Below are 21,624 nucleotides of genomic sequence, written 5' to 3' on the forward strand. Positions count from 1 at the left end.
CAAAACAAGAGTCTGGTAGGCCAACGCAGCGTCCAGAACGACAAAGCGGCCCTTCAGGCCGCTCCGTACGCACCGTACAACGGTGCAAGGCATTATACCGCGATAAATCGCTTATTTGGTAAACGGATCGCGCAATACAATAGTTTCGTTGCGATCTGGCCCTGTGGAAACCATGTCGATAGGCACATCGCACAGTTCAGCAATACGTTCCAGATAACGACGAGCGTTGATAGGCAGCTTGTCGTAGTCGGTCACGCCCACTGTGGACTCGGTCCAGCCGGGCATTTCTTCCAGAACAGGTTCGGCTTCAGCAACCGCGTGTGCACCGTAAGGCAAAACGTCCAGGAACTCGCCCTTGTAGCGGTAACCCACACCAATCTTGATTTGCTCAACGCCGTCCAGCACGTCCAGCTTGGTGATGCACAGTCCGGAAATACCGTTGATCATGACCGAGCGCTTCATGGCGGCAGCATCAAACCAACCGCAACGACGTGGGCGACCGGTTACGGAACCGAACTCCTTACCCACGGTAGCCAGACGCATGCCGGTGTCATCCAGCAATTCGGTTGGGAATGGCCCCGAACCCACACGTGTCGTGTAGGACTTGGCAATGCCCAGCACGTAGCTCAGTTCCTGAGGACCGACACCCGAACCCGCAGAAGCGGCACCGGACAGACAGTTGCTGCTGGTAACGAAGGGGTAGGTACCGTGGTCAATATCCAACAGCGCACCTTGGGCACCTTCAAACAGAAGCTTTTGCCCTGCTTTTTTGGCCTGGTACAGGTTATTGGACACGTCAGCGACCATAGGAGCCAGTTGTTCAGCGTGCTTCATGGCCAGATCACGCACTTGCTCGGCGCAAACGGCTTCGGCGCCCAGGTACTGGGTCAGCACGAAGTTGTGGTAATCCAGCGCTTCGGAGAGTTTTTCGTCGAAGATTTCGGGATCGTACAGGTCCTGAACACGCAGGGCACGGCGTGCCACCTTATCTTCGTAGGCAGGGCCAATACCGCGACCAGTAGTACCGATCTTGCCATCGCCTTTACGCTTTTCACGAGCCTGGTCCACAGCGATGTGGTAGGGCAGAATCAGTGGGCAGGCGGGCGAGATCTGCAGGCGCGAACGCACGTCCAGACCGGCCGCTTCCAGCTCGGCAATTTCGGTCAGCAGGGCTTCGGGCGAGAGCACCACGCCATTGCCAATGTAGCAAGTGACGTGCTCGTGCATGATGCCCGAAGGAATCAGGCGCAGAATTGTCTTCTTGCCATTAATCCACAATGTATGGCCAGCGTTATGCCCACCCTGGAAACGAACCACGCCATGCGCGGACTCGGCCAGCCAGTCGACGATCTTGCCTTTGCCTTCGTCACCCCACTGGGTGCCAATCACCACAAGGTTTTTGCTCATGTCTAGTATCAGAATAAAGGAGGCCGGCACGGTGCCGGACCGATAACAATCACCAGCGCCATAAACCGTCTGGTTTACAGCGCCCTAACTTGCCACTGACCGTCCGACAAGACCAGCTCGCGGTCGATCACGAATTCATCCAGATTCAGCTCCTGACCGGGCAGCATCTGAATCACAATTTCACCGTTCTGACGCAACTGCTTGACCGCTGCACTCAGGGCCGCATCATTGCCCCAGGGGGCACGTACCGCGCGGGCCGCCTGAGCCGGCGGCAGGCCAGCCGAGAGCTTGCGCAAATCCAGGCTGAAACCGGTTGCAGGACGGGCACGGCCATACATGCGGCCAATGCCATCAAAACGTCCGCCCTTGACCAGGGCATCGTGCCAGCCTTCGGCGTAGACCGAAAAGATCAGGCCCGAATGGTAGGCATAACCGCTGCCGATATCGGCCAGGTCCACTGTAATTTCGTGGCCAGGCAAGGCATCAATAAAGCTGCGCAGGCTACCCAAGGCTTCACGCACCTCGGGCTCATCGGGCAAAACGCTACGAGCGCGCTCCAGCACGCTGCCATCGCCATACAAGGAAGTCAGAGCCAACAGATAGCGAGTAGTTTCGGGCAGACACCCCGACTCACGACCCAGGGCGCGCAGGCCCGACACATCTTTGGCGTTCAGAAGTTCACATACTTCTGCCACGCGGGTTTTCAAAATAGGATCGCGCTCGATCAGGAAGCGCCCCAGATCGGGGTAGTTCAAGTCCAGACGAGGATGATGCACCCCTGCCCGACCCACGCTTTCCAGCGCCAGTTGCACCACTTCCAGATCGGATTCGATACCGGCATGGCCGAAGATTTCCGCGCCGATCTGCAATAGCTCACGGTCCGACAGCAAACCAGCCGGACGAGCATGCAAGACCGAACCACAGTAGCAAAGCCGAGTCACGCCTTCGCGGTTAAGCAAGTGAGCATCAATACGAGCTACCTGGGGGGTCATGTCGGCACGTACGCCCATCGTACGACCCGAGATTTGATCGACGACTTTGCTGGTCCGCAGATTCAAATCTGTGCCAGAAACCGCCTGCAGGGATTCCAGATACTCCACCAGCGGCGGAGCGACCAGTTCGAACCCGTAAGTACGATACAAGTCTAGCAAATCGCGGCGCAGCTCTTCGATGCGACGCGCCTCTGCAGGCAAGATATCAGCCAGGCTCTCTGGCAACAACCAATTGGACATACTCGTGCCTCGGACTACTTATAAACGAAAGTTCCAGCCAAACAAAAAGCGACTTAGGGCTTGTAAGCCGCCTAAGTCGCATGCGAAGTGGTGTTAGTAACTTACACGCTAGTATAAACGATCAGGGCCGCGGGTGGAACACCCAACGGCCCTAAGTTCTCTAGCGGGGATCAGTTCGCAGGTGCTGCGGGTGATCCTTGCTCGCCCCAATACTTGAAGAAATCAGAGTCAGGACTGATGACCAGCGTATCGGTCTGCTTGCTGAAAGCACTACGATAGGCTTCCAGGCTGCGGTAGAAACGGTAGAACTCGGGGTTCTTGCCATAACTATCGGAGTAAATAGCAGCGGCTTCACCATCACCCTGACCACGAATGGCCTGAGCTTGTGCGTAGGCATCTGCCAGCAACTCTTCACGCTGACGTTCGGCTTCGGCACGGATACGCTCGCTTTCAGCGGCACCGGTTGCACGCAAGCGGTTTGCTTCTTGTGTACGCTCGGCTTCCATACGGCGGTACACCGATTCCGAAATCTCGGGAGCGAAGTCAATGCGGCGCAAACGCACATCAACCACTTCCACCCCCAAAGGACGAGCACGCGCTTCAACGGCAGTCAGCACCTCGCGCATAATGGCATCACGTTCGGTAGACACCACTTCTTTCACGGTACGGACGTTCACCGAAGCGTTCAAAGCGTCACGAATCTGAGCCTGCAAACGCTCGACCGCACCACGATCCGTTGCGCCAAAAGTCACGTAAAACAGGCGTGGATCGGAAATACGCCATTTGACGTAAGAGTCGATCAACAGGTTCTTCTTTTCAGCGGTCTGAATACGCTCGGGGTCCTTGGTTTCAATTGTCTGCAGACGCTTGTCAAGGAACACCACGTTTTCAAATGGCGGCGGCAACTTGAAGTGCAAACCGGGCGTTGTAATGGTATCGCGCACTTCACCCAGGGCAAAAACCAGCGCCGCATCGCGCTCACGCACGATAAATACGGAAGACAGCAGCAGACCGACAATTACCGCCAGGGCCACCAGAGCAGGAAATAAACGTTGCATCAAGCTCTCCTAGCGTGCGTATGGGGAATAAGGGCTGACCAGCGAACCCAGCGAAGTATCCAGGCCGGCTGAGTTAGCAGGTGCCGGCGCTTTGGGTACCGAAGCTGGTGCGGGCGAACGGCTTACCTGCCCTTGAACCGACGCAGAAACGACCGGGGCTGACGGCTCCATATCGGTACGGCTACCTACCTGACGCACGATCTTGTCCAAAGGCAAATAGAGCATGTTGTTATCGCTACGGGTATCAACCAGTACCTTGCTGGTGCTTTCCAGGATTTCCTGAATCGTGGACAGGTACAGACGATCCCGCGTTACACCCGGAGCCTTCACGTACTCGGCCTCAACGCTGCCAAAACGTGCGGTGTCACCCTTGGCATCACCAATCACACGAGCCTTGTAACCCTCGGACTCCTGCATCATGCGAGCCACTTGACCAGCAGCTTCGGGCAATACCTTGTTGGCGTATGCCTGACCCTCATTGATCTGACGCTCGCGGTCCTGACCGGCCTTGACGGCATCATCAAAGGCCGCTTGAACCTGCTCGGGCGGCTGCACGTTCTGGATAGCCACGGTGCTGATCTGAATACCGGTACGGTAACGGTCCAGAATGGACTGAGCCAGTTGCTGCACGTCCGACGCAATCTGCGTACGGCCGGAATACAGAACGGTATCCATAGGCTGTTTGCCCACGACTTCACGCATGGCGGTTTCTGCCGCCTGACGTACCGATTCGTCCGGATTATTGGTGTTGAACAAATAGTCCGGTGCACCGGTAGGCAACAGGCGGTACTGAACCACGTACTGCATATCAACGATATTCTCGTCGGTCGTCAGCATCAGGGACTCAGGCAGGACTTTGTTGCGCGCACTTCCTCGGTAACCCACCTCGAAGGTACGCAACTGGGAAATATTGACAGTTTGGTAATCTTCGATCGGAGCAGGCCAGCGCCATTGCAGACCGGGATTCAAGGTTTTGGTGTACTCGCCAAAACGAGTCACCACGGCAACCTGACCTTCTTGCACGATGGTAAAGCCACTGGCCATCCAAAGACCTACCGCCACCACGCCGCCGATAATCAGCAGCTTGGGGGAGCCTTTAGGCATGGAGGGGCCATTACCACTCCCCGGAGGCATGCCACCCGGAGGGGAACGACGTCCCTTTTTGCCAAATAGAGATCCCAAGCGACTATTGAAGTCACGCCACACCTCGTCGAGGTCAGGCGGGCCATCTTGTTTCTCGGGGCGGCGAGGTGGCTCGGAACCGTTTTTGCCACTGTCTCGTCCCCAACCGGGATCATTGAGATTGAATATTTTATTGTTCAGACGCATTGTTTTCCGCGAAATGACCTGATTCGACGATTGCTGCACGCAACCCGTCCAATCCGATGCGCTCTAAAGCGCTAACAAAGACTCGGGCAATAGTACCATGTTCGTCCCGCTCTACCCGTGGCTCATAGCCAGCCTGGTCAATTTTGTTGTAGACCAGAATACGAGGTATCTCATGGGCCCCGATGTCCTCCAGAACCTTATGAACTTCAGCGATTTGCTCATCGCGTTGAGGGTTGGCGGCATCGACCACATGCAGCAATAAATCCGCATGGACGGTCTCTTCCAAAGTGGCCCGGAAAGCCGCGATCAAGGTCGGCGGCAATTCCCGAATGAAGCCCACCGTATCCGAAATCACGACCTGCCCAGCCCCTTCAATCCAGATACGGCGCGTCGTGGTGTCCAAGGTAGCAAATAACTGGTCGGCCGCGTAGGCATCCGCCCGAGTCAAGGCATTGAACAAGGTGGATTTACCCGTGTTGGTATAGCCCACCAGTGACACCGACAACGTCCCGCTGCGAGTGCGGGCACGGCGCTGGGTACTGCGTTGACGCTGCACCTTGGCCAGACGTTCTCGCAAGGTACGGACTTTGTCGCCAATCATGCGGCGGTCCATTTCCAACTGTGATTCACCTGGACCACGCATCCCGATCCCGCCCTTTTGGCGTTCCAGGTGAGTCCACATCCGGGTCAATCGGGAAGTCAGGTGCTGCAACTGCGCCAGTTCGACCTGCAACTTACCTTCATGGCTTTGCGCCCGCAGGGCAAAAATATCCAGAATCAGAGCAACCCGGTCGACAACGCGCAATTCCAGCTTACGCTCCAGGTTACGCTGCTGTGCCGGGCTCAAGGCATGGTCAAAGAGCACCACTTCGGCCTCTGTCGCCTTGGCCAGCGCGACGGCCTCTTCCAGCTTGCCTGTACCAATGTAGTAAGCAGAATCTGGGCGGGAACGACGCACGACCAACTGTTCCACAATCTGGGCGCCAGCACCTTCGGCCAGCATGACGAACTCTTCCGCATGGGCTTTATAGTCCAGCTCGCCCATATCCACACTAATGACCAGTGCCTTCAACGCTTGCTCCAGAAATAAAGACCCGCCCGCGGGCTCCGCGAGACGGGTCTTTCAGAGTACAAAGAACTGGGTGAGGATTTATTCAGCCTGCTCATCCGCAGCCAAAGTAACAGGGCGTGCAGGAACGACGGTAGAGATCGCGTGCTTATACACCATTTGAGTGACGGTATTGCGCAGCAGTACGACATACTGATCGAAGGACTCGATCTGACCTTGCAGCTTGATGCCGTTGACCAGGTAGATCGACACAGGGATATGCTCCTTGCGCAGCGCGTTCAAAAACGGGTCTTGTAGAATTTGCCCTTTATTGCTCATTGGTGATGCTCCGGTTATGTTGTTTTTCCAGAAATGGAAGCGAATCCCACTACTTTACCGGGTTTTCCCTGAATTCGCACGTTCCAAACTGGAGATTTTTATCTAATAAGTGTATATCAGGCGCCTTGCCCTAAAATCTGCCGCAAACTGTTACACAGTCGGGCACACTGCTCGGGCGATCCTACCGTAATACGTAAATATTGCTCAATGCGTGGCTGACGGAAGTGACGAACCAAAATCCCCTGCTCGCGCAGGGCTTGCTGAATACCCGCTGCCGAATGCTTAGGGTGCGTTGCCAACAAAAAGTTCGCTTTCGAGGGTAAAACCTCAAAACCCAACTGCTCCAGATCGGCACGCAACTGTTCGCGAGCATCAATCACCGCCTGGCATTGACGGTCAAAATACTCCGTATCCTTCAAGGAAGCCACGGCGCCCACCTGGGCGATGGTGTCCATGGGGTAGGAGTTGAAACTGTCTTTCACCCGCTCCAGAGCCTGGATGATGTCGGCACTGGCCAGGGCATAACCAACACGCAGGCCTGCCAAGGCACGTGACTTGGACATAGTCTGGATCACAACCAGATTGTCATACTTTTCCAGCAGGCTGACCGAAGAGGTACCGCCGAAATCCACGTAAGCCTCATCCACAACAACCGTGGTATCCGGGTTGGCAGCCAGAATGGTTTCGATATCTTCCAGAGACAGCGGAATACCGGTAGGTGCATTGGGGTTGGCAAAGATAATGCCGGCGGGCGGCAGGCTGCGCTTGCGCACATAGTCCTGCACGTTCAGCGTGAAGTCCTCACGCAGGGGCACGATATCAGCGGGCACACCAAAGTACGAACAGTAAGTGGTGTAGAAGCTGTACGTGATATCGGGCAGCAGGACCGGACGCACACCACGCAGGAACAGGGCGCTGAACACATGGGCCAGCACTTCGTCCGAGCCATTGCCCAAAAAGACATTATTGGCTTTGACGCCATGGTTGTGCGCCACGGCGTCACGCAGCTCCTGCGCGCTGTAAGAGGGGTAAAGACGCAAATCGTCGGTCGCCGCCTGGCGGATCGCTTCCAATGCCTTAGGCGACGGACCGAAAGGATGCTCGTTTGTGTTCAGCTTCAAGAGGTTATCCAGCTTGACCTGCTCACCCGGTACATAGGGAGAAAGCCCTGCTACATGATCACTCCACAAACGGCTCATTACGCGTCCTTCAGATAAGGGTTTTTAGATGATTTGAACTCGATGCGCAAAGGCGTGCCTTCCAACTTGAAGGCCTCGCGAAAACGCGTCTCCAGATAACGGCGATAACTGTCCGAAATGGCATCCAGGGCGTTGCCGTGAATCACCACAATCGGCGGGTTCATGCCACCTTGGTGAGCATACCGCAACTTGGGACGGAAAATACCTTTGCGTGGCGGCTGTTGCTGTTCCACCGCTTCTTGCATGACACGCGTAAGTTTGGGAGTCGACAGCTTGGCGAACGCGGCGGCGTGTGCGGCATTGACCGACTTGAGCAAGGGATTGATGCCCTGCCCTTTCAGAGCCGACAAAGTATGCATCTTGGCAAAGCTCAAAAAACGCAGTTTGCGATCGAACTCACGCTTGATCCACTCGCGCTGGTACTCGTCCAGCCCATCCCACTTATTGATGCCGACAACCAGCGCACGGCCGGTCTCTACCACGAAGCCGGCAATGCTGGCGTCCTGGTCGGAAATTTCCGTGTGGGCATCAATCATCAGCAAGACCACATTACATGCCTCAATCGCCTGCAAGGTCTTGATAACAGAGAACTTTTCCACCGCCTCGAACACCTTGCCGCGTTTGCGCAAACCGGCCGTGTCGATCAGGGTGTATTCCACCCCGTTGCGCTCGAACTCGATTTCAATGGCATCACGCGTGGTACCAGGCTGATCGAATGCAATCACGCGATCCTCACCTACCAAGGTGTTGATCAGGGTGGACTTGCCCACATTGGGGCGGCCCACAATCGCCAACTTGATACGATGCTGAAACTCCTCATCGTCCTGGCCCTCGCTATCAGAATCGGGGCTGGGCACCTGCTCCAGAGCCAGATTGATCAGCTCTTCCACGCCATCGCCGTGCGAAGCGGAAATCAGGTAAGGCTGGCCCAGACCCAGTTCGTGAAACTCTGCCCCACCGGCCTCATAACGCATGCCTTCGGCTTTATTCACGGCCAACAGCACTTTTTGACCCAGCTTGCGCAGCAACTGCGCAATTTCCAGATCCAGGGCATTGACACCTTCACGGGCATCGACCAAAAAGACAACGACATCGGCCTCGGCAATTGCTTGCTGAGTCTGGCGAGCCATCTCCAGCAACATGCCGGTTTTAGCGACAGGTTCAAAACCGCCCGTATCGACCACAATGTAGGGACGTTCACCCACCCGGCCTTCGCCGTAATGACGGTCGCGGGTCAGGCCCGGGAAGTTCGCCACCAGAGCCGCGCGCGAGCGCGTCAAGCGGTTGAACAAAGTGGACTTGCCAACGTTGGCCCGACCGACCAAAGCCACTACGGGCTTAAAAGAAACGCTTTTCAATTGATTCCAACCAAGACCAAATTACCATTGCCGGTCTGGACCAGAACCCCGCGTGGGGTTCCGACCAAAGGCGACACAATGGCACCACCGCCGACACTGACCCGGCCCAACAAGGTGCCGTCCAGTCGCGATAGAAAGTGAACATAGCCTTCCATGTCACCGGCGGCAAGCGCCTGGGGCATGACGGCCAAAGGAGCCAGACTACGGTTACGCAACGCATTCTGCGTCCAGATCGTTTGCCCGTCAGTCATGGCAAACGCTTCAATCTGGCTGCGGCTATTGGCGGCATACAACATATGGTTGTCCGCTGCGATACCGGTACCGGCCGAAAATTCCCTATCCCACACCAAGCGCCCACCTTGGGAAACGTCAAAGCAGGCTACGCGCCCCTGATAGGTGGCGCCGCACAACAAAGGATCGACGACCTGGGGAGCACCCACAACGTCATTAATGCGCTCCAGGTCGGTTGCACCGCGAGAAACAGAGATACTACCTTCCCACACCAGATTTCCCTGAGCGGCGTCAATCGCCATCAGGCGACCATTGGGCATACCTGCCAGCAACAAACCGTCGATAATGCGCATCTGCATGCTGGTTTTCAATGACAAGGCCGGACCAGGACGCTGTAAGCTCCAACGCAAATCACCCGTACTGGCATCAAAGGCTTGCAAGCGGTAGTCACTAGTGCGCACGACAACCACACCAGCACCAACGGCAGGAGGCACATTCACGGCACTGCTGCTACGGCTGCGCCACAATTCCTTGCCCGAGTCGTCAAACGCAATCACGTTGCCATCCACTGAAGCCACGGCCGTCACTACGCCATCCGAACCTGCACCAGCCGTCAACTTCTTGCCGGCATTGGTCGACCACTGCACACGACCCGTATCCAGATCCACCTTGCTGACCTGACCCGAGACCGATGCAGCGTAGACCGAAGAGCCAGTCACTTGCGGTGCAAAGCCCGAATCTGCCCCGCTGCCAATAGAGGTGCTCCAGCTAATTTTGGCGGCCACACCGGGCGTGTATTCCGTCAAGGGAGTGGGCTCGAAACGTGGGTCCTTGCTGGAGAACATGGAGCAACCAGCCAAAGCGGTCAGACTCAAAGCCAGAGCACTCAGACGCAAGGCACGCATGGCAGAGGATGAGGATGGGCGAATAGTAGAAAGAGACATGCGTTAAGCTCCTGCCAGGGCATCAAGTTTGATCTGGACCAACTGCGAAATAGGGTCTTGCTTGAGCAACTCCACGGCCTGTTTCCAGGCGTCGCGCGCTGCATCGTTCTGTCCTTGAGCGGCCAGAATATCGCCTTTGCGATCCGCAAACAGACCGGCAAAGCTGGCAGGAGGATTTGCCAGTTGAGCCAGCGCTTCGTCATAATTCTTTTGTTCCAGCAAGATACCGGCCAGACGCAGACGTGCCAGCGGGGTCAGCGCGGGGTCGTGGTTGGTTTTGACCATCCACTCCAGTTGCTCTCGAGCAGGCGTCAGATTGCCGCGTTGCTGCAAGGCCTGGGCAGCCAGCAGAACACCGCGAGAGGTGTAGCCAGACTTGGGAAAATCGTTACGCAAGGTCGTGCTGGCAGCCAGCACGCGGGCATCAGCCTCTTCGCCGGTCTGGGCAGCAGCACTTTCCAGCGCCTCAAAGTAACCCATGGCCTGACCTGCCTGATGGCCCTGGTACCACTGCCAACCGCGCCAGCCCGCTACCGCAGCCAACGCGGCAAACGCCAGCACAATGCACAAGGTGCCCCAGCGGTCCCACCATGCTCGCATGGCATCTAGTTTTTCCTGTTCTTCAAGATCGTAGGCCATGCTCAAATCCTTGCTGACAAAACACTGGCGAGTTCAGAAAAATCAACAGACTGTTGCTGCTCGGCGCCATCCGCAGCACGCAACCATTTCACACTGGCCTGTTCTTTTTGGAGTTCATCGTCACCCAAAATAACGGCGGCCTGCGCGCCACTGGCATCAGCCCGTTTGAACTGGGACTTGAAGCCACTGGAGCCTGCATGGACGATCACCTGCAAACCGGCATCACGCAATTGCTCGGCCAACAGTGAGGCCTTGCGCTGGGCAGCCTCGCCTTGGTGAACCATATAAACCTGACATTCAGGAATGGCTGGCTGCTCGCCATCTTGCGAGCACAGATCCAGCAAACGCTCCATGCCAATGGCGAAACCCACGGCAGGCGAAGGTTTGCCACCCATCAATTCGATCAGGCCATCATAACGGCCACCACCGCACACCGTACCTTGTGCACCCAGGCGATCCGTTACCCACTCGAACACAGTCAAGTTGTAGTAGTCCAGACCACGCACCAGGCGCGGGTTCAGTGTGTAGGCAATACCGGCATCATCCAGACGCTCGCACACGCCCTGAAAATGCGCACGGGACTCTTCACCCAGGAAGTCGAACAGGCGTGGAGCTGCATTGGCCATTTCCTGCATGGCCGGATTTTTGGTATCCAGCACGCGCAAGGGATTGGTATACATGCGGCGCTGGGCCTCTTCGTCCAGCACATCCTTGTGGGCTTCCAGGTGTTCGATCAAGGCCGCACGGTGGGCGGCACGCTCTTGCGCCTGCCCCAGGGAGTTCAGCTCCAGACGAATATCCGTCAAACCCAGCTTCTTCCACAAACGAGCCAGCATGACGATCAGCTCGGCATCCACATCCGGCCCGGGCAGACCCAAGGCCTCCACATCAATCTGATGGAACTGACGGTAGCGGCCACGCTGCGGGCGCTCATGACGGAACACCGGCCCCATTGCATAAACACGATGAGGGCGATCGTACAAGAGATTATGTTCGATAGTGGCGCGCACCATGCCCGCCGTAAATTCGGGGCGCATGGTGAGCTTGTCGCCATTGAGCGAGTCGGTGAAGGAATACATTTCCTTCTCGACAATGTCGGTGACCTCGCCAATACCACGGGCAAACAACTGGGTATGTTCCAGCACGGGGGTACGCATATTGCGATAGCCATAGCTGGCCAACCAGTCCCGCACCAGAGCCTCCAGGGCTTCCCACTGTGCGCTTTCACCCGGTAAGGTGTCTTTCATGCCCGTCAGGGCGCGGAGCTTTTGAAACTGCTGCGTCATAATTCTAATGGTTTGCTCGCCATAGACTGACAAGCGTGTTGATCAAACCGTTGGAGCCTTGCCATAACGGCGCTCAACGTAATTCTGGACAATGGTCTGAAATTCTTGAGCGATAGTATCACCCTTCAGGGTCACCACCCGCTCGCCATCCACATAGACGGGTGCCGAGGGTACTTCCCCGGTTCCCGGCAAGCTGATGCCGATATCGGCGTGGCGGCTTTCCCCTGGACCATTGACCACACAGCCCATCACCGCGACGTTCATGGTTTCCACGCCGGGATACAGATCTTTCCAGACGGGCATCTGGTCACGCAAATAGCCTTGAATATCGTTGGCCAGCTCCTGGAACACCGTACTGCTGGTGCGACCACAACCCGGACACGCCACCACCATAGGGGTGAAGGCACGCAAACCCATGGTCTGCAAAATTTCCTGAGCCACCACCACTTCACGGGCGCGATCGCCACCGGGTTCGGGCGTCAGGGAAATACGAATGGTGTCACCAATGCCTTGCTGCAACAAGACGGACAAGGCGGCGGTGGAAGCCACAATACCCTTGCTGCCCATCCCCGCTTCGGTCAAACCCAGATGCAGGGCGTAATCGCAACGCGCGGACAAATCCTGATAAACCGTAATCAAATCCTGCACATGGCTGACCTTGCAAGACAGCACGATACGCTTGCCGTCCAGACCCAGCTCTTCGGCACGCTGGGCATTGCTGATGGCCGAAAACACCAAGGCATCACGCATGACAGCTTGCGCCGTCCAGGGGTGTGCGCGTTGATTGTTCTCGTCCATCATGCGGGCCATCAGCTCGTGATCCAGGCTGCCCCAGTTCACACCGATACGCACGGCCTTGTCGTAACGGCAGGCGATTTCAATCATCTTGGCAAAGTTATCGTCCCGACGCTTGCCCCCGCCCATATTGCCCGGATTGATCCGGTACTTGGACAAGGCTTGTGCGCATTCCGGAAAGTCGGCCAGCAGCTTGTGCCCGTTGTAATGAAAGTCCCCCACCAAGGGAACATTGACACCCATGCGGTCCAATTGCTCACGGATCGCCGGCACTTCTCGCGCAGCTTCCGGGGTATTGACGGTAATACGCACCAGCTCGGAACCCGCACGCGCCAACTCCTTGACCTGGATGGCCGTTGCAATGGCATCGACCGTATCCGTATTGGTCATGGACTGCACCACGACAGGAGCCGAGCCCCCCAGTTTCACGACATGATCGCCCCAGCGCACATCCACCGTGCGCGTCACCCGTTTGGGTTGAGCACCAACCGGCAAGGGCTGGCAAGCAGAGGGAGTTCCGGGACCCTGCGTCATTTCTTCAAATCCTTAAGCCAATCAAACACCAACCATTGATCAGGAACCCAGCCCCGATCAATGGCGTAAAAACCGGCTACCAACAACAAAACAATAATGATTAGAATCCAGATCCAGCCTGAACCACCGCGTGATTCGGCATATAGGCCCAAATCCGTACTGGCCAGCCCCGAACCGGAATGATCACGCGGTACGGGCTTGGGGGCTGCAGTATCACTGACCTGAGATTCCAGCATGACCAGCACTGCCGAGACATCGGTCTCGAGAAAGCGCGCATAATTGCGCACCATGCCACGCAAGGGCTGCCCCCCGGGCAACTGACTCCACTCCTGAGCCTCCAGAGCCTCCAGTTGCCGAACCGAAAACTTCAGGCGGGTGGAGGCTTCGTTCAGCGTACACGATTGCGCCAGACGCAACTCACGGAGTGTGGGACCCACACCTGAGCCCGCTTCCGGCGCCGATTGCTTGGTAGGGTCCAGAGTCTCGCTCATGCACGTTCCTGTTTGATTTGAATGACGGCCCGATCAGGCAAACGCTGCTCGATACGGGTGCGATCACGAATATCACCCGCCAACTGCCCGCAAGCAGCCGCAATATCGTCGCCACGCGTCTTTCGTACGGTAGTGACCACTCCGCCATCCATCAGCCTTTGGGCAAACTGTTTGACCCGTGCGGCAGAGGAGCGCTTCAGACCGGACTGCGGAAAAGGATTAAAAGGGATCAGATTAAATTTGCAGCGCACAATGCGCGCGATATCCAGCAATTCCTGCGCATGTTGGTCGGTATCGTTGATGCCGTCCAACATGATGTATTCAAAGGTAATGAAGTCACGCGGGGCATGCTCCAGATAGCGATTACAGGCATCCAGAAGCTCGGCCAGCGGATACTTCTTGTTCAGCGGCACCAGACGGTCGCGCAACGCATCATTGGGCGCATGCAGCGACACAGCCAGAGCCACCGGGCAATCTTTGGCCAAACGATCCATCATGGGTACCACACCGGAGGTGGATACCGTCACGCGACGGCGCGACAGACCGTAGGCATTATCGTCCAGCATCAGGCGCAAGGCACCGAGCACCTGATCATAATTAAGCAAGGGCTCGCCCATGCCCATCATGACCACATTGCTGATGACGCGCGTACTGGTTTGTTCAGCTTCCCCGATACGGGCCGTTTCAGGCGCACCCAGCAAAGCACGGCGGGCAAACCAAAGCTGACCAATGATTTCAGAGCTTGTCAGGTTGCGGTTGAAACCCTGGTAACCCGTGGAACAGAATGGACAGGCCACGGTACAACCAGCCTGACTGGAAATGCACAGGGTGCCCCGATCATCCTCGGGAATGAAAACCGCTTCGACGGCGTTATTGCTGCCTACATCAAACAGCCATTTACGAGTGCCGTCGGTAGAAATGTGTTCGTGCGACATGCTGGGCGCAGTGACAACGCAATTGGCGCTCAGCTGCTCGCGGAACTCGCGCGCCAGATCTGTCATCTGCCCAAAATCGTCCTGTTGACGCTGGTGTATCCAGCGCTGCAATTGGCGCGCACGGAAAGGCTTGCCGCCCCATTGGGCAACCAGTTCAACAAGTTGCTCCGGGCCCAGGCCCAGAATATTGGTAGGTTCGAGCGATGACATAAAAATAATACCTTCACGCGGTCTGGCGACTCATTTTTTGCAGAAATGCAAAAAAGCCTCTTCTTGTAGGACTTACCCGGCACACCAGAGTTCCAGTGGGCCGGGCAAGTCTTGATCAGAGTGCCGCCGGTACTGCGCGGTTTAGCCAATTAACGGCTGTAAACGTTGCACTCTGGGAAGAAGAAAGCGATTTCGACAGCAGCAGTTTCAGGAGCGTCGGAACCGTGAACAGCGTTGGCGTCGATGCTCTCAGCGAAGTCAGCGCGGATGGTGCCAGCGTCAGCTTTCTTGGGGTCGGTAGCGCCCATCAATTCGCGGTTCTTGGCAATGGCGCCTTCACCTTCCAGAACTTGTACGAATACAGGACCGGAAACCATGAAGTCGACCAGATCCTTGAAGAAAGGACGCTCGGCGTGCACGCCGTAGAAGCGCTCGGCTTCGCCACGGGACAGGTGAACCAGGCGACCAGCGATCACTTTCAGGCCAGCGCCTTCAAAGCGGGAAATAATCTGACCGATCACGTTTTTAGCAACAGCGTCGGGCTTGATAATGGACAGAGTGCGTTCAATAGCCATGTGAAAATCCAAATAAGAACAATATAGTGTAGTCTTTGCTGCGTAAAGCAAAATGCAGATCCGACGGTTCGCGCTAAATTTTTTAATGAAAACAAGCACTTTCATCAGATTTACGGCAACCCGGCATTTTACCACGCCAAAGACGCACGGCCACATCTTAAAATAGTGCATCTTACATTCGTTTTTTACCCAGGATTAGTCCCGCCCTATCTGGCACCGAACGTGCCAAAAGGGGCAGGCAGACCGCATCACCATGACCAACTCATCCGCAACGACCTCCGACGAGCAATTATCCAAGAGCTTTGAACCCCAGGAAATCGAAACGCGCTGGTACGCGCGCTGGGAGCAAGCCGACCTTTTCAAGGGAGGCCAGCACGTCCTGCCCTTGGGTGATCATCAGTCCGAACCCTTTGTCATTCAGTCCCCACCACCGAACGTCACCGGGACTTTGCATATGGGCCACGCCTTTAACCAGACCATCATGGATGGCCTGACGCGCTACCACCGCATGAAAGGCGACGATACGGTCTACATTCCTGGCACCGACCACGCCGGGATTGCCACCCAGATCATTGTGGAGCGCCAGCTCGATGCCCAGAACATCAGCCGCCACGACCTGGGTCGCGAGAAATTCCTGGAAAAAGTCTGGGAGTGGAAAGAGAAATCCGGCAACACCATTACCAGCCAGTTTCGCCGCCTGGGCGCGTCCTGTGACTGGAGCCGCGAATACTTCACCATGGACGATAATCTGTCCCGTGGCGTGCTGGAAACCTTTGTCCGCCTGTACGAACAAGGTCTGATTTACCGTGGCAAGCGCCTGGTGAACTGGGACCCCGTACTGGGCACCGCCGTGTCCGACCTGGAAGTGGTCAGCGAGGAAGAGGACGGTCATCTGTGGGAAATCCGCTACCCGCTGACTACACCCCAGGGTGATCTGACCCACCTGACGGTGGCCACCACCCGTCCGGAAACCATGCTGGGCGACGTTGCCCTGATGGTGCACCCTGAAGACGAGCGCTATATCGGCCTGATCGGCCAGACCGTTACCCTGCCCCTGGTCGGCCGCTCCATCCCGATCATTGCGGACGATTATGTAGACCCAGCCTTCGGCACCGGTGTCGTGAAGGTGACCCCTGCTCACGACTTCAATGACTATGCTGTTGGCCAACGCCACGGCCTGGAAATGATCAGCATCCTGACACTGGATGCCCACATTGCCGACACCGCTCCCGAAGCCTATCAAGGCCTGGAGCGCTTTGCCGCGCGCAAGCAAATCGTGGCCGACCTAGAAGCCCAGGGCCTGCTACAGGCCGTCAAGCCACACAAGCTGATGGTGCCACGTGGCGACCGCACCAATACAGTCATTGAACCCATGCTGACTGACCAGTGGTTTGTAGCCATGAGCAAGCCCGCTCCGGAAGATTCACTGCACCCCGGCAAGAGCATCACCCAGGTTGCCCTGGATGTGGTGGCCGATGGCCGTGTGCGCTTCTACCCCGACAACTGGTCCAACACCTACAACCAGTGGCTGAACAATATTCAGGATTGGTGCATTTCCCGTCAGTTGTGGTGGGGTCACCAAATTCCCGCCTGGTACGCCGAAGACGGTAGCCTGTTTGTCGCCCGTTCCGAAGAAGAAGCTCTGGAACAAGCCCGCGCCGCTGGCGTGACCGGCCCACTGCGCCGCGACGAAGACGTGCTGGATACCTGGTTCTCCTCCGCCCTGGTGCCCTTTACCGATCTGGGCTGGCCTGAAGAAACTCCAGATCTGGCCCGTTACCTGCCCTCCAGCGTGCTGGTCACTGGTTTCGACATTATTTTCTTCTGGGTTGCCCGCATGGTCATGATGAGCATGCACCTGACCGGCCGCGTTCCATTCAACACCGTCTACGTTCACGGACTGGTGTGCGATATGGAAGGCAAGAAGATGAGCAAATCCAAGGGTAATACCATTGACCCTGTGGATTTGATCGACGGCATCGATCTGGAAAGCCTGATCCACAAACGCACGTTTGGCCTGATGAACCCCAAGCAGGCACAAAGCATTACCAAACGCACCAAGAAAGACTACCCCGACGGCATCCCCGCCTTCGGCACGGACGCACTGCGCTTTACCATGGCCGCCTACGCCACTCTGGGCCGCAATATCAACTTCGACATGAAGCGTTGCGAAGGCTACCGCAACTTCTGCAACAAGCTGTGGAATGCCACCCGCTTTGTGTTGATGAACACCGAAGGTCATGAGCTGCACACCGACGCACCCGCCGAACTGAGCTTTGCTGATCGCTGGATCATCAGCCTGTTGCAAGGCCTGGAACAGGACGCCGAGCGCGGTTTTGCCGACTACCGTTTCGACAACGTCGCCAATGCCATCTACCACTTTGTATGGGACGAGTACTGCGACTGGTACCTGGAGCTGGCCAAGACCCAGATCCAGAACGGCACGCCCGAGCAGCAACTGGGCACCCGCCGCACCCTGATCCGCGTACTGGAAGTGGTGCTGCGCGTAGCGCACCCTATCATCCCCTTCATCACGGAAGAACTGTGGCAGAAGGTCTCGGTGGTGGCTGGTAAACGTGCCGCTGACGAAACCACCAGCATTTCGGTCCAGCCCTACCCAATTGCCAACCCCGCCGCGGTTGATGAGCAGGCAGTGGCCCAGGTTGCCGAACTGAAAGCCCAAGTGGACGCCATCCGTGCCCTGCGTGGCGAAATGAACATTTCGCCCGCTCAGCGCGTACCGCTGATTGCCCAAGGCAACGCCGAAACCCTAAAAGCCAACAGCCCGTATCTGGCTGCGCTGGGCAAGCTGGAAAGCGTGGAAATTGTCGATCAACTGCCTACCGATGCAGGCGCACCGGTACAAGTGATCGGCACCACGCAACTGATGCTGCACGTAGAGATTGACGTGGAAGCGGAGCGTATCCGCCTGTCCAAGGAAATTGAACGCCTGCAAGGCGAAATCAGCAAGGCCGAAGCCAAACTGGGCAACGCCAGTTTTGTGGAGCGTGCCCCAGCAGCCGTAGTGGAACAGGAACGACAGCGCGTCATTCAGTTTGGCGAAACCCTGGCTAAAGTCCAGCAGCAATTTGCTCGCCTGAACTAACGGCCTCCCAGCACAAAAAACTGGCTGCAATAAACGACACCCCAAAGATTGGATGCCTATCCAACCTTTGGGGTGCTTTTATGACGAAGCAGGATAGATAGCCCAGATTGGCTGCATCATGGCACAACCGTGCCCAACAATGGCGTGCTCAGTCCCGACTTGCCTCAAGACCATACATCAAAGGGACGCCAGCCTGGCCTACGGGTGCATACATTCGCCGCCCCGGGCCCTCATGCATCTGCTTAAAACCCTTCCAGCCATTTGAATACGGATACTCTTCCAATTTTCGCAAACGCAAACCGGCCTCCAGCAAGACACCAACCAGTTTAGCCAAGCCCCAACTAAACTCCACACTGGGATGCGGGTTCTCAAACTCCTGCATACCTTCAGTTTTGTCTGAAAGCAGCAACCCTTCGCCTGATTCCGCTACGTAATCACCCACCCCTTCCGGGAACACCATGGGCTGGGTATTGAAATAATCGTATTTCAGCGCCCAGTGCTCATCAAAGCAAAGCGCAAAGGGGTGGAACTCCACCAGCACCAAACGCCCTCCAGGCTTCAAAACAGAAGCGACGCCCTGCGCCCACGCCCTTAAATCCGGCAACCAACACAAGACACCATAGCTACTGAATACAATATCGTATTGCAGCCCCTGACTGGCAGCCTGCCTTAACCACTGCACCACGTCTTCGCGATGAAACGCAGCCGGAATACCCGTATCTCGAGACAGAGCCGTCGCAAAGGAAATCGCTTCATCGGCGATATCAACCCCAGTCACTAGTGCCCCAAGCGTGGCCAAACTCAAACTATCCTGCCCGCAATTGCATTGCAAATGCAGCAGTGAGCGCCCCTTGAGTTCACCTAGCAGCTCCAGCTCCTCTGGAAACAAAGTAGAACCACCACGGCGAAAGAACTGAGCCTGATCCCCTTTATGACTATTATGGGCAAGTGTTGCCGCATTCCAGGACTGGCGATTTTGTTGCTCAACTTTACTCATAACCCCCTCATGGGCCACCCTAAGCAGCACACCATCAGATTACTTGCCCAATGTCATACCCACCCCAAGCCGCTTATGACACTCCCCCGTCATCAAGCGAGGCCAGGAAACGCTCATCTGCCTTGTTAAGCTCACCACGCTGACGGGCCTGTTCGATCAACTCCGGGCGCCGCAAGGCGGTCAAACGCAAAGACTGCTCACGCCTCCATGCCTGGATGCGACCATGATGACCGGACATCAAGACCTCAGGCACAGCCTGATCGCGATAAACCTCAGGACGCGTGTAATGAGGGCTGTCCAACAAGCCACTATTGTCGGCATGGAAAGAATCCTGACGAGCCGAATCGGCATCATTCAACACGCCGGGCAAGAGGCGGACCACGCTGTCGATAATCGCCAGCGACGCGATTTCACCGCCAGACAGCACAAAATCACCCAAAGAAAGCTCCTGGGTGACGCGTGCATCAATAAAGCGTTGATCTATCCCTTCGTAGCGACCACAAACCAGAACCGCGCCGGGGCCTTGAGCCAGCTCCTGAGCCACAGCCTGATTAAAGCGTCGCCCTGTAGGGCTAAGTAAAATCACTTCCGGCTTATCGCCACGGTCAGCCAGAGCCTGATCCAAAGCGTCGTTCAAGGGATCAGCCAGCATGACCATACCAGGACCACCTCCGTAAGGGCGGTCATCCACTGTGCGGTGCACATCGGTGGTATAGTCGCGCGGATTCCAGGTCCGCATCTGCCAGATGCCCTGCTTGTGCGCACGGCCGGTGACACCAGCCTGGCTGACCACATCAAACATGTCCGGGAACAGGGTCAGGGCATCAAATCGCATGAGGACTCGGCAAGAGAAAAAGCAGATACGCGTTATAAACCCGGCCAGTCAAGCCAAAGCACCACACGCGCACAGGATTGAAACGATCAGATCGCCCAGTGGCTGTGCAACTCGCGGGCGGACATATCCACCGTATGCACAATGGCTTGCACAAAGGGAACCAGCTCTTCTTGTGGCCTACCCTGTTCGTCCTTTTCAGGTGTAAAGACACCCTCGGCATCCCAGGAGCCACGATGCACGACCAAAATGGAATGCGCGCCGTTATCCAGCACCTCTACCACTTCGCCTAAGCTTTCAGCTTGGCCGTCCTGCTCGCCAAAAAAGCGGCAGCCGATCAGATCGACCCAATAAAATTCGTCTTCGTCCGCTTTGGGAAAAGCGGCACGGGATACCCAAACGGTATGCCCCTTAAGAGCTTGAGCCAGCTCTCGATTATCCAGACCTTCAAACTGCGCCACGATGGTTGCCCCATGCTGCTTTGCGGTTTGTACTTGTCTGGGTGACGCAGACGCAAAAACGCCCGCCTGAGATTCAGGCCGGGGCGTTTTTAACCACCACGTTTTTACATTCAGCAGCGCTTTGGTTTGCATGGAGTGCGGCTGGATTTTGACCCAACCACGTACGCCATAAGCGGAAACAATGCGTCCAAGCTCAACAAGGTCAGCAGGAATCGCTGGTTGCTTCACACTAACACCACTAAAAAAACAGGTGAATCAACTTAGGCAGCCGAAGCAACCTTAGCCGAGTATTCTTTCAACAGGCGAGCCACAGCAGGCGAAACCTGAGCACCGTTGTCGGTGAAGTGCTTAACGCGGTCCATTTGCAGACGCAGGTTTTCATGACCTTCGCCAGCAACGGGGTTGTAAAAACCCAGACGTTCGATGAAGCGACCATCACGGCGTTGGCTCGCCTCGGCGGCTACTACGTTGTAAAAAGGACGCTTTTTGGAGCCACCACGGGCCAAGCGAATTACCACCATTGATAATCCCTTTATTGTGTAAGGTAAACAAAAAATTCTAGCACTATTCTGGCACGTATGCCAAAAGTAACACGCTAAGATAGCAGATTCAGTGCTA

20 protein-coding genes are annotated in these 21,624 nt (G+C 56.4%); 1 reads left to right on the forward strand and 19 read right to left on the reverse strand.

From position 1 onward, the window contains the following. Positions 1-111: 111 nt before the first annotated feature. The 15 genes from OKX01_RS11330 to ndk all read right to left on the reverse strand — a co-directional run bounded on the left by OKX01_RS11330 (position 112) and on the right by ndk (position 15,610). Positions 112-1,407, reverse strand: coding sequence for an adenylosuccinate synthase (locus tag OKX01_RS11330; RefSeq protein WP_162988159.1), 1,296 nt, complete (start codon positions 1,405-1,407; stop codon positions 112-114). 74 nt (positions 1,408-1,481) lie between these two features. Continuing rightward, complete coding sequence (locus OKX01_RS11335) at positions 1,482-2,639, reverse strand: ATP phosphoribosyltransferase regulatory subunit (protein ID WP_108727646.1); 1,158 nt, start codon at positions 2,637-2,639, stop codon at positions 1,482-1,484. Between the two features lie 170 nt (positions 2,640-2,809). After that, positions 2,810-3,697, reverse strand: coding sequence for a protease modulator HflC (gene hflC, locus OKX01_RS11340; RefSeq protein WP_094197050.1), 888 nt, complete (start codon positions 3,695-3,697; stop codon positions 2,810-2,812). 9 nt (positions 3,698-3,706) lie between these two features. Then, entirely contained in the window at positions 3,707-5,026 is a 1,320-nt protein-coding gene (hflK, locus tag OKX01_RS11345; protein ID WP_094197051.1) for an FtsH protease activity modulator HflK, read from the reverse strand. Next, a complete protein-coding gene (gene hflX / locus OKX01_RS11350; protein WP_094197052.1) occupies positions 5,010-6,098 on the reverse strand; it encodes a GTPase HflX in 1,089 nt (362 codons plus the stop codon). The genes hflK and hflX overlap by 17 nt, the downstream gene beginning before the upstream one ends. A 78-nt stretch (positions 6,099-6,176) precedes the next feature. Beyond that, positions 6,177-6,413 carry an RNA chaperone Hfq gene (gene hfq, locus OKX01_RS11355; RefSeq protein ID WP_003799329.1) on the reverse strand — a complete coding sequence of 79 codons (237 nt, stop codon included), beginning with the start codon at positions 6,411-6,413 and terminating at the stop codon, positions 6,177-6,179. A 116-nt stretch (positions 6,414-6,529) separates the two neighbouring features. Next, a complete protein-coding gene (hisC, locus tag OKX01_RS11360; protein WP_108727647.1) occupies positions 6,530-7,612 on the reverse strand; it encodes a histidinol-phosphate transaminase in 1,083 nt (360 codons plus the stop codon). Continuing rightward, positions 7,612-8,970 (reverse strand): ribosome biogenesis GTPase Der, encoded by a 1,359-nt coding sequence (gene der, locus OKX01_RS11365; protein ID WP_108727648.1) that lies wholly within the window; start codon positions 8,968-8,970, stop codon positions 7,612-7,614. Before der ends, hisC begins: the two co-directional genes overlap by 1 nt. Then, positions 8,967-10,145 (reverse strand): outer membrane protein assembly factor BamB, encoded by a 1,179-nt coding sequence (bamB, locus tag OKX01_RS11370; RefSeq protein ID WP_395013496.1) that lies wholly within the window; start codon positions 10,143-10,145, stop codon positions 8,967-8,969. Before bamB ends, der begins: the two co-directional genes overlap by 4 nt. A 3-nt stretch (positions 10,146-10,148) precedes the next feature. Continuing rightward, complete coding sequence (locus OKX01_RS11375) at positions 10,149-10,784, reverse strand: YfgM family protein (protein ID WP_094197056.1); 636 nt, start codon at positions 10,782-10,784, stop codon at positions 10,149-10,151. A gap of 2 nt (positions 10,785-10,786) precedes the next feature. Further along, the gene (gene hisS, locus OKX01_RS11380) at positions 10,787-12,070 is read right to left on the reverse strand and encodes a histidine--tRNA ligase (protein WP_094197057.1); all 1,284 of its coding nucleotides are present in this window, start codon (positions 12,068-12,070) and stop codon (positions 10,787-10,789) included. A 42-nt stretch (positions 12,071-12,112) separates the two neighbouring features. Next, positions 12,113-13,399 (reverse strand): flavodoxin-dependent (E)-4-hydroxy-3-methylbut-2-enyl-diphosphate synthase, encoded by a 1,287-nt coding sequence (ispG, locus tag OKX01_RS11385; RefSeq protein ID WP_230017841.1) that lies wholly within the window; start codon positions 13,397-13,399, stop codon positions 12,113-12,115. Then, positions 13,396-13,890, reverse strand: a complete 495-nt coding sequence (locus tag OKX01_RS11390; RefSeq protein WP_094197059.1) for a helix-turn-helix domain-containing protein — start codon at positions 13,888-13,890, stop codon at positions 13,396-13,398. The genes ispG and OKX01_RS11390 overlap by 4 nt, the downstream gene beginning before the upstream one ends. Beyond that, positions 13,887-15,035 carry a 23S rRNA (adenine(2503)-C(2))-methyltransferase RlmN gene (rlmN, locus tag OKX01_RS11395; protein WP_094197060.1) on the reverse strand — a complete coding sequence of 383 codons (1,149 nt, stop codon included), beginning with the start codon at positions 15,033-15,035 and terminating at the stop codon, positions 13,887-13,889. Before rlmN ends, OKX01_RS11390 begins: the two co-directional genes overlap by 4 nt. Before the next feature lie 149 nt (positions 15,036-15,184). Next, positions 15,185-15,610, reverse strand: coding sequence for a nucleoside-diphosphate kinase (gene ndk, locus OKX01_RS11400; RefSeq protein ID WP_009455885.1), 426 nt, complete (start codon positions 15,608-15,610; stop codon positions 15,185-15,187). Between the two features lie 253 nt (positions 15,611-15,863). Between ndk and OKX01_RS11405 the strand changes: the two genes are divergently transcribed. After that, positions 15,864-18,716, forward strand: coding sequence for a valine--tRNA ligase (locus OKX01_RS11405; RefSeq protein ID WP_264671760.1), 2,853 nt, complete (start codon positions 15,864-15,866; stop codon positions 18,714-18,716). Positions 18,717-18,864: 148 nt separating this feature from the next. Here OKX01_RS11405 and OKX01_RS11410 read toward each other — a convergent pair whose 3' ends face one another. From OKX01_RS11410 to rpsP, 4 genes are all read right to left on the reverse strand, one after another. Further along, positions 18,865-19,713, reverse strand: a complete 849-nt coding sequence (locus OKX01_RS11410; RefSeq protein WP_264671761.1) for a class I SAM-dependent methyltransferase — start codon at positions 19,711-19,713, stop codon at positions 18,865-18,867. A gap of 73 nt (positions 19,714-19,786) precedes the next feature. After that, a complete protein-coding gene (gene trmD, locus OKX01_RS11415; protein WP_108727653.1) occupies positions 19,787-20,548 on the reverse strand; it encodes a tRNA (guanosine(37)-N1)-methyltransferase TrmD in 762 nt (253 codons plus the stop codon). A gap of 86 nt (positions 20,549-20,634) precedes the next feature. Next, on the reverse strand, positions 20,635-21,234 hold the full coding sequence (rimM, locus tag OKX01_RS11420; protein ID WP_094197064.1) for a ribosome maturation factor RimM: 600 nt from the start codon (positions 21,232-21,234) through the stop codon (positions 20,635-20,637). 32 nt (positions 21,235-21,266) lie between these two features. Further along, the gene (rpsP, locus tag OKX01_RS11425; RefSeq protein WP_009455906.1) at positions 21,267-21,527 is read right to left on the reverse strand and encodes a 30S ribosomal protein S16; all 261 of its coding nucleotides are present in this window, start codon (positions 21,525-21,527) and stop codon (positions 21,267-21,269) included. Positions 21,528-21,624: the final 97 nt, after the last annotated feature.

Origin of the sequence: Alcaligenes sp. SMD-FA, assembly GCF_025960365.1 — a bacterium.
GTDB classification, from domain to species: domain Bacteria; phylum Pseudomonadota; class Gammaproteobacteria; order Burkholderiales; family Burkholderiaceae_B; genus Alcaligenes; species Alcaligenes aquatilis.

Bases quoted from the DNA above. Each gene is read 5' to 3' on its own strand.
- bamB (WP_395013496.1), bottom strand. From the start codon at position 10,145: ATGTCTCTTTCTACTATTCGCCCATCCTCATCCTCTGCCATGCGTGCC.
- ndk (WP_009455885.1), bottom strand. From the start codon at position 15,610: ATGGCTATTGAACGCACTCTGTCCATTATCAAGCCCGACGCTGTTGCT.
- trmD (WP_108727653.1), bottom strand. From the start codon at position 20,548: ATGCGATTTGATGCCCTGACCCTGTTCCCGGACATGTTTGATGTGGTC.
- rlmN (WP_094197060.1), bottom strand. From the start codon at position 15,035: ATGTCATCGCTCGAACCTACCAATATTCTGGGCCTGGGCCCGGAGCAA.
- OKX01_RS11335 (WP_108727646.1), bottom strand. From the start codon at position 2,639: ATGTCCAATTGGTTGTTGCCAGAGAGCCTGGCTGATATCTTGCCTGCA.
- hisS (WP_094197057.1), bottom strand. From the start codon at position 12,070: ATGACGCAGCAGTTTCAAAAGCTCCGCGCCCTGACGGGCATGAAAGAC.
- hflK (WP_094197051.1), bottom strand. From the start codon at position 5,026: ATGCGTCTGAACAATAAAATATTCAATCTCAATGATCCCGGTTGGGGA.
- OKX01_RS11390 (WP_094197059.1), bottom strand. From the start codon at position 13,890: ATGAGCGAGACTCTGGACCCTACCAAGCAATCGGCGCCGGAAGCGGGC.
- rpsP (WP_009455906.1), bottom strand. From the start codon at position 21,527: ATGGTGGTAATTCGCTTGGCCCGTGGTGGCTCCAAAAAGCGTCCTTTT.
- ispG (WP_230017841.1), bottom strand. From the start codon at position 13,399: ATGACGCAGGGTCCCGGAACTCCCTCTGCTTGCCAGCCCTTGCCGGTT.
- OKX01_RS11410 (WP_264671761.1), bottom strand. From the start codon at position 19,713: ATGAGTAAAGTTGAGCAACAAAATCGCCAGTCCTGGAATGCGGCAACA.
- OKX01_RS11330 (WP_162988159.1), bottom strand. From the start codon at position 1,407: ATGAGCAAAAACCTTGTGGTGATTGGCACCCAGTGGGGTGACGAAGGC.
- hflC (WP_094197050.1), bottom strand. From the start codon at position 3,697: ATGCAACGTTTATTTCCTGCTCTGGTGGCCCTGGCGGTAATTGTCGGT.
- hisC (WP_108727647.1), bottom strand. From the start codon at position 7,612: ATGAGCCGTTTGTGGAGTGATCATGTAGCAGGGCTTTCTCCCTATGTA.
- OKX01_RS11405 (WP_264671760.1), top strand. From the start codon at position 15,864: ATGACCAACTCATCCGCAACGACCTCCGACGAGCAATTATCCAAGAGC.
- OKX01_RS11375 (WP_094197056.1), bottom strand. From the start codon at position 10,784: ATGGCCTACGATCTTGAAGAACAGGAAAAACTAGATGCCATGCGAGCA.
- hfq (WP_003799329.1), bottom strand. From the start codon at position 6,413: ATGAGCAATAAAGGGCAAATTCTACAAGACCCGTTTTTGAACGCGCTG.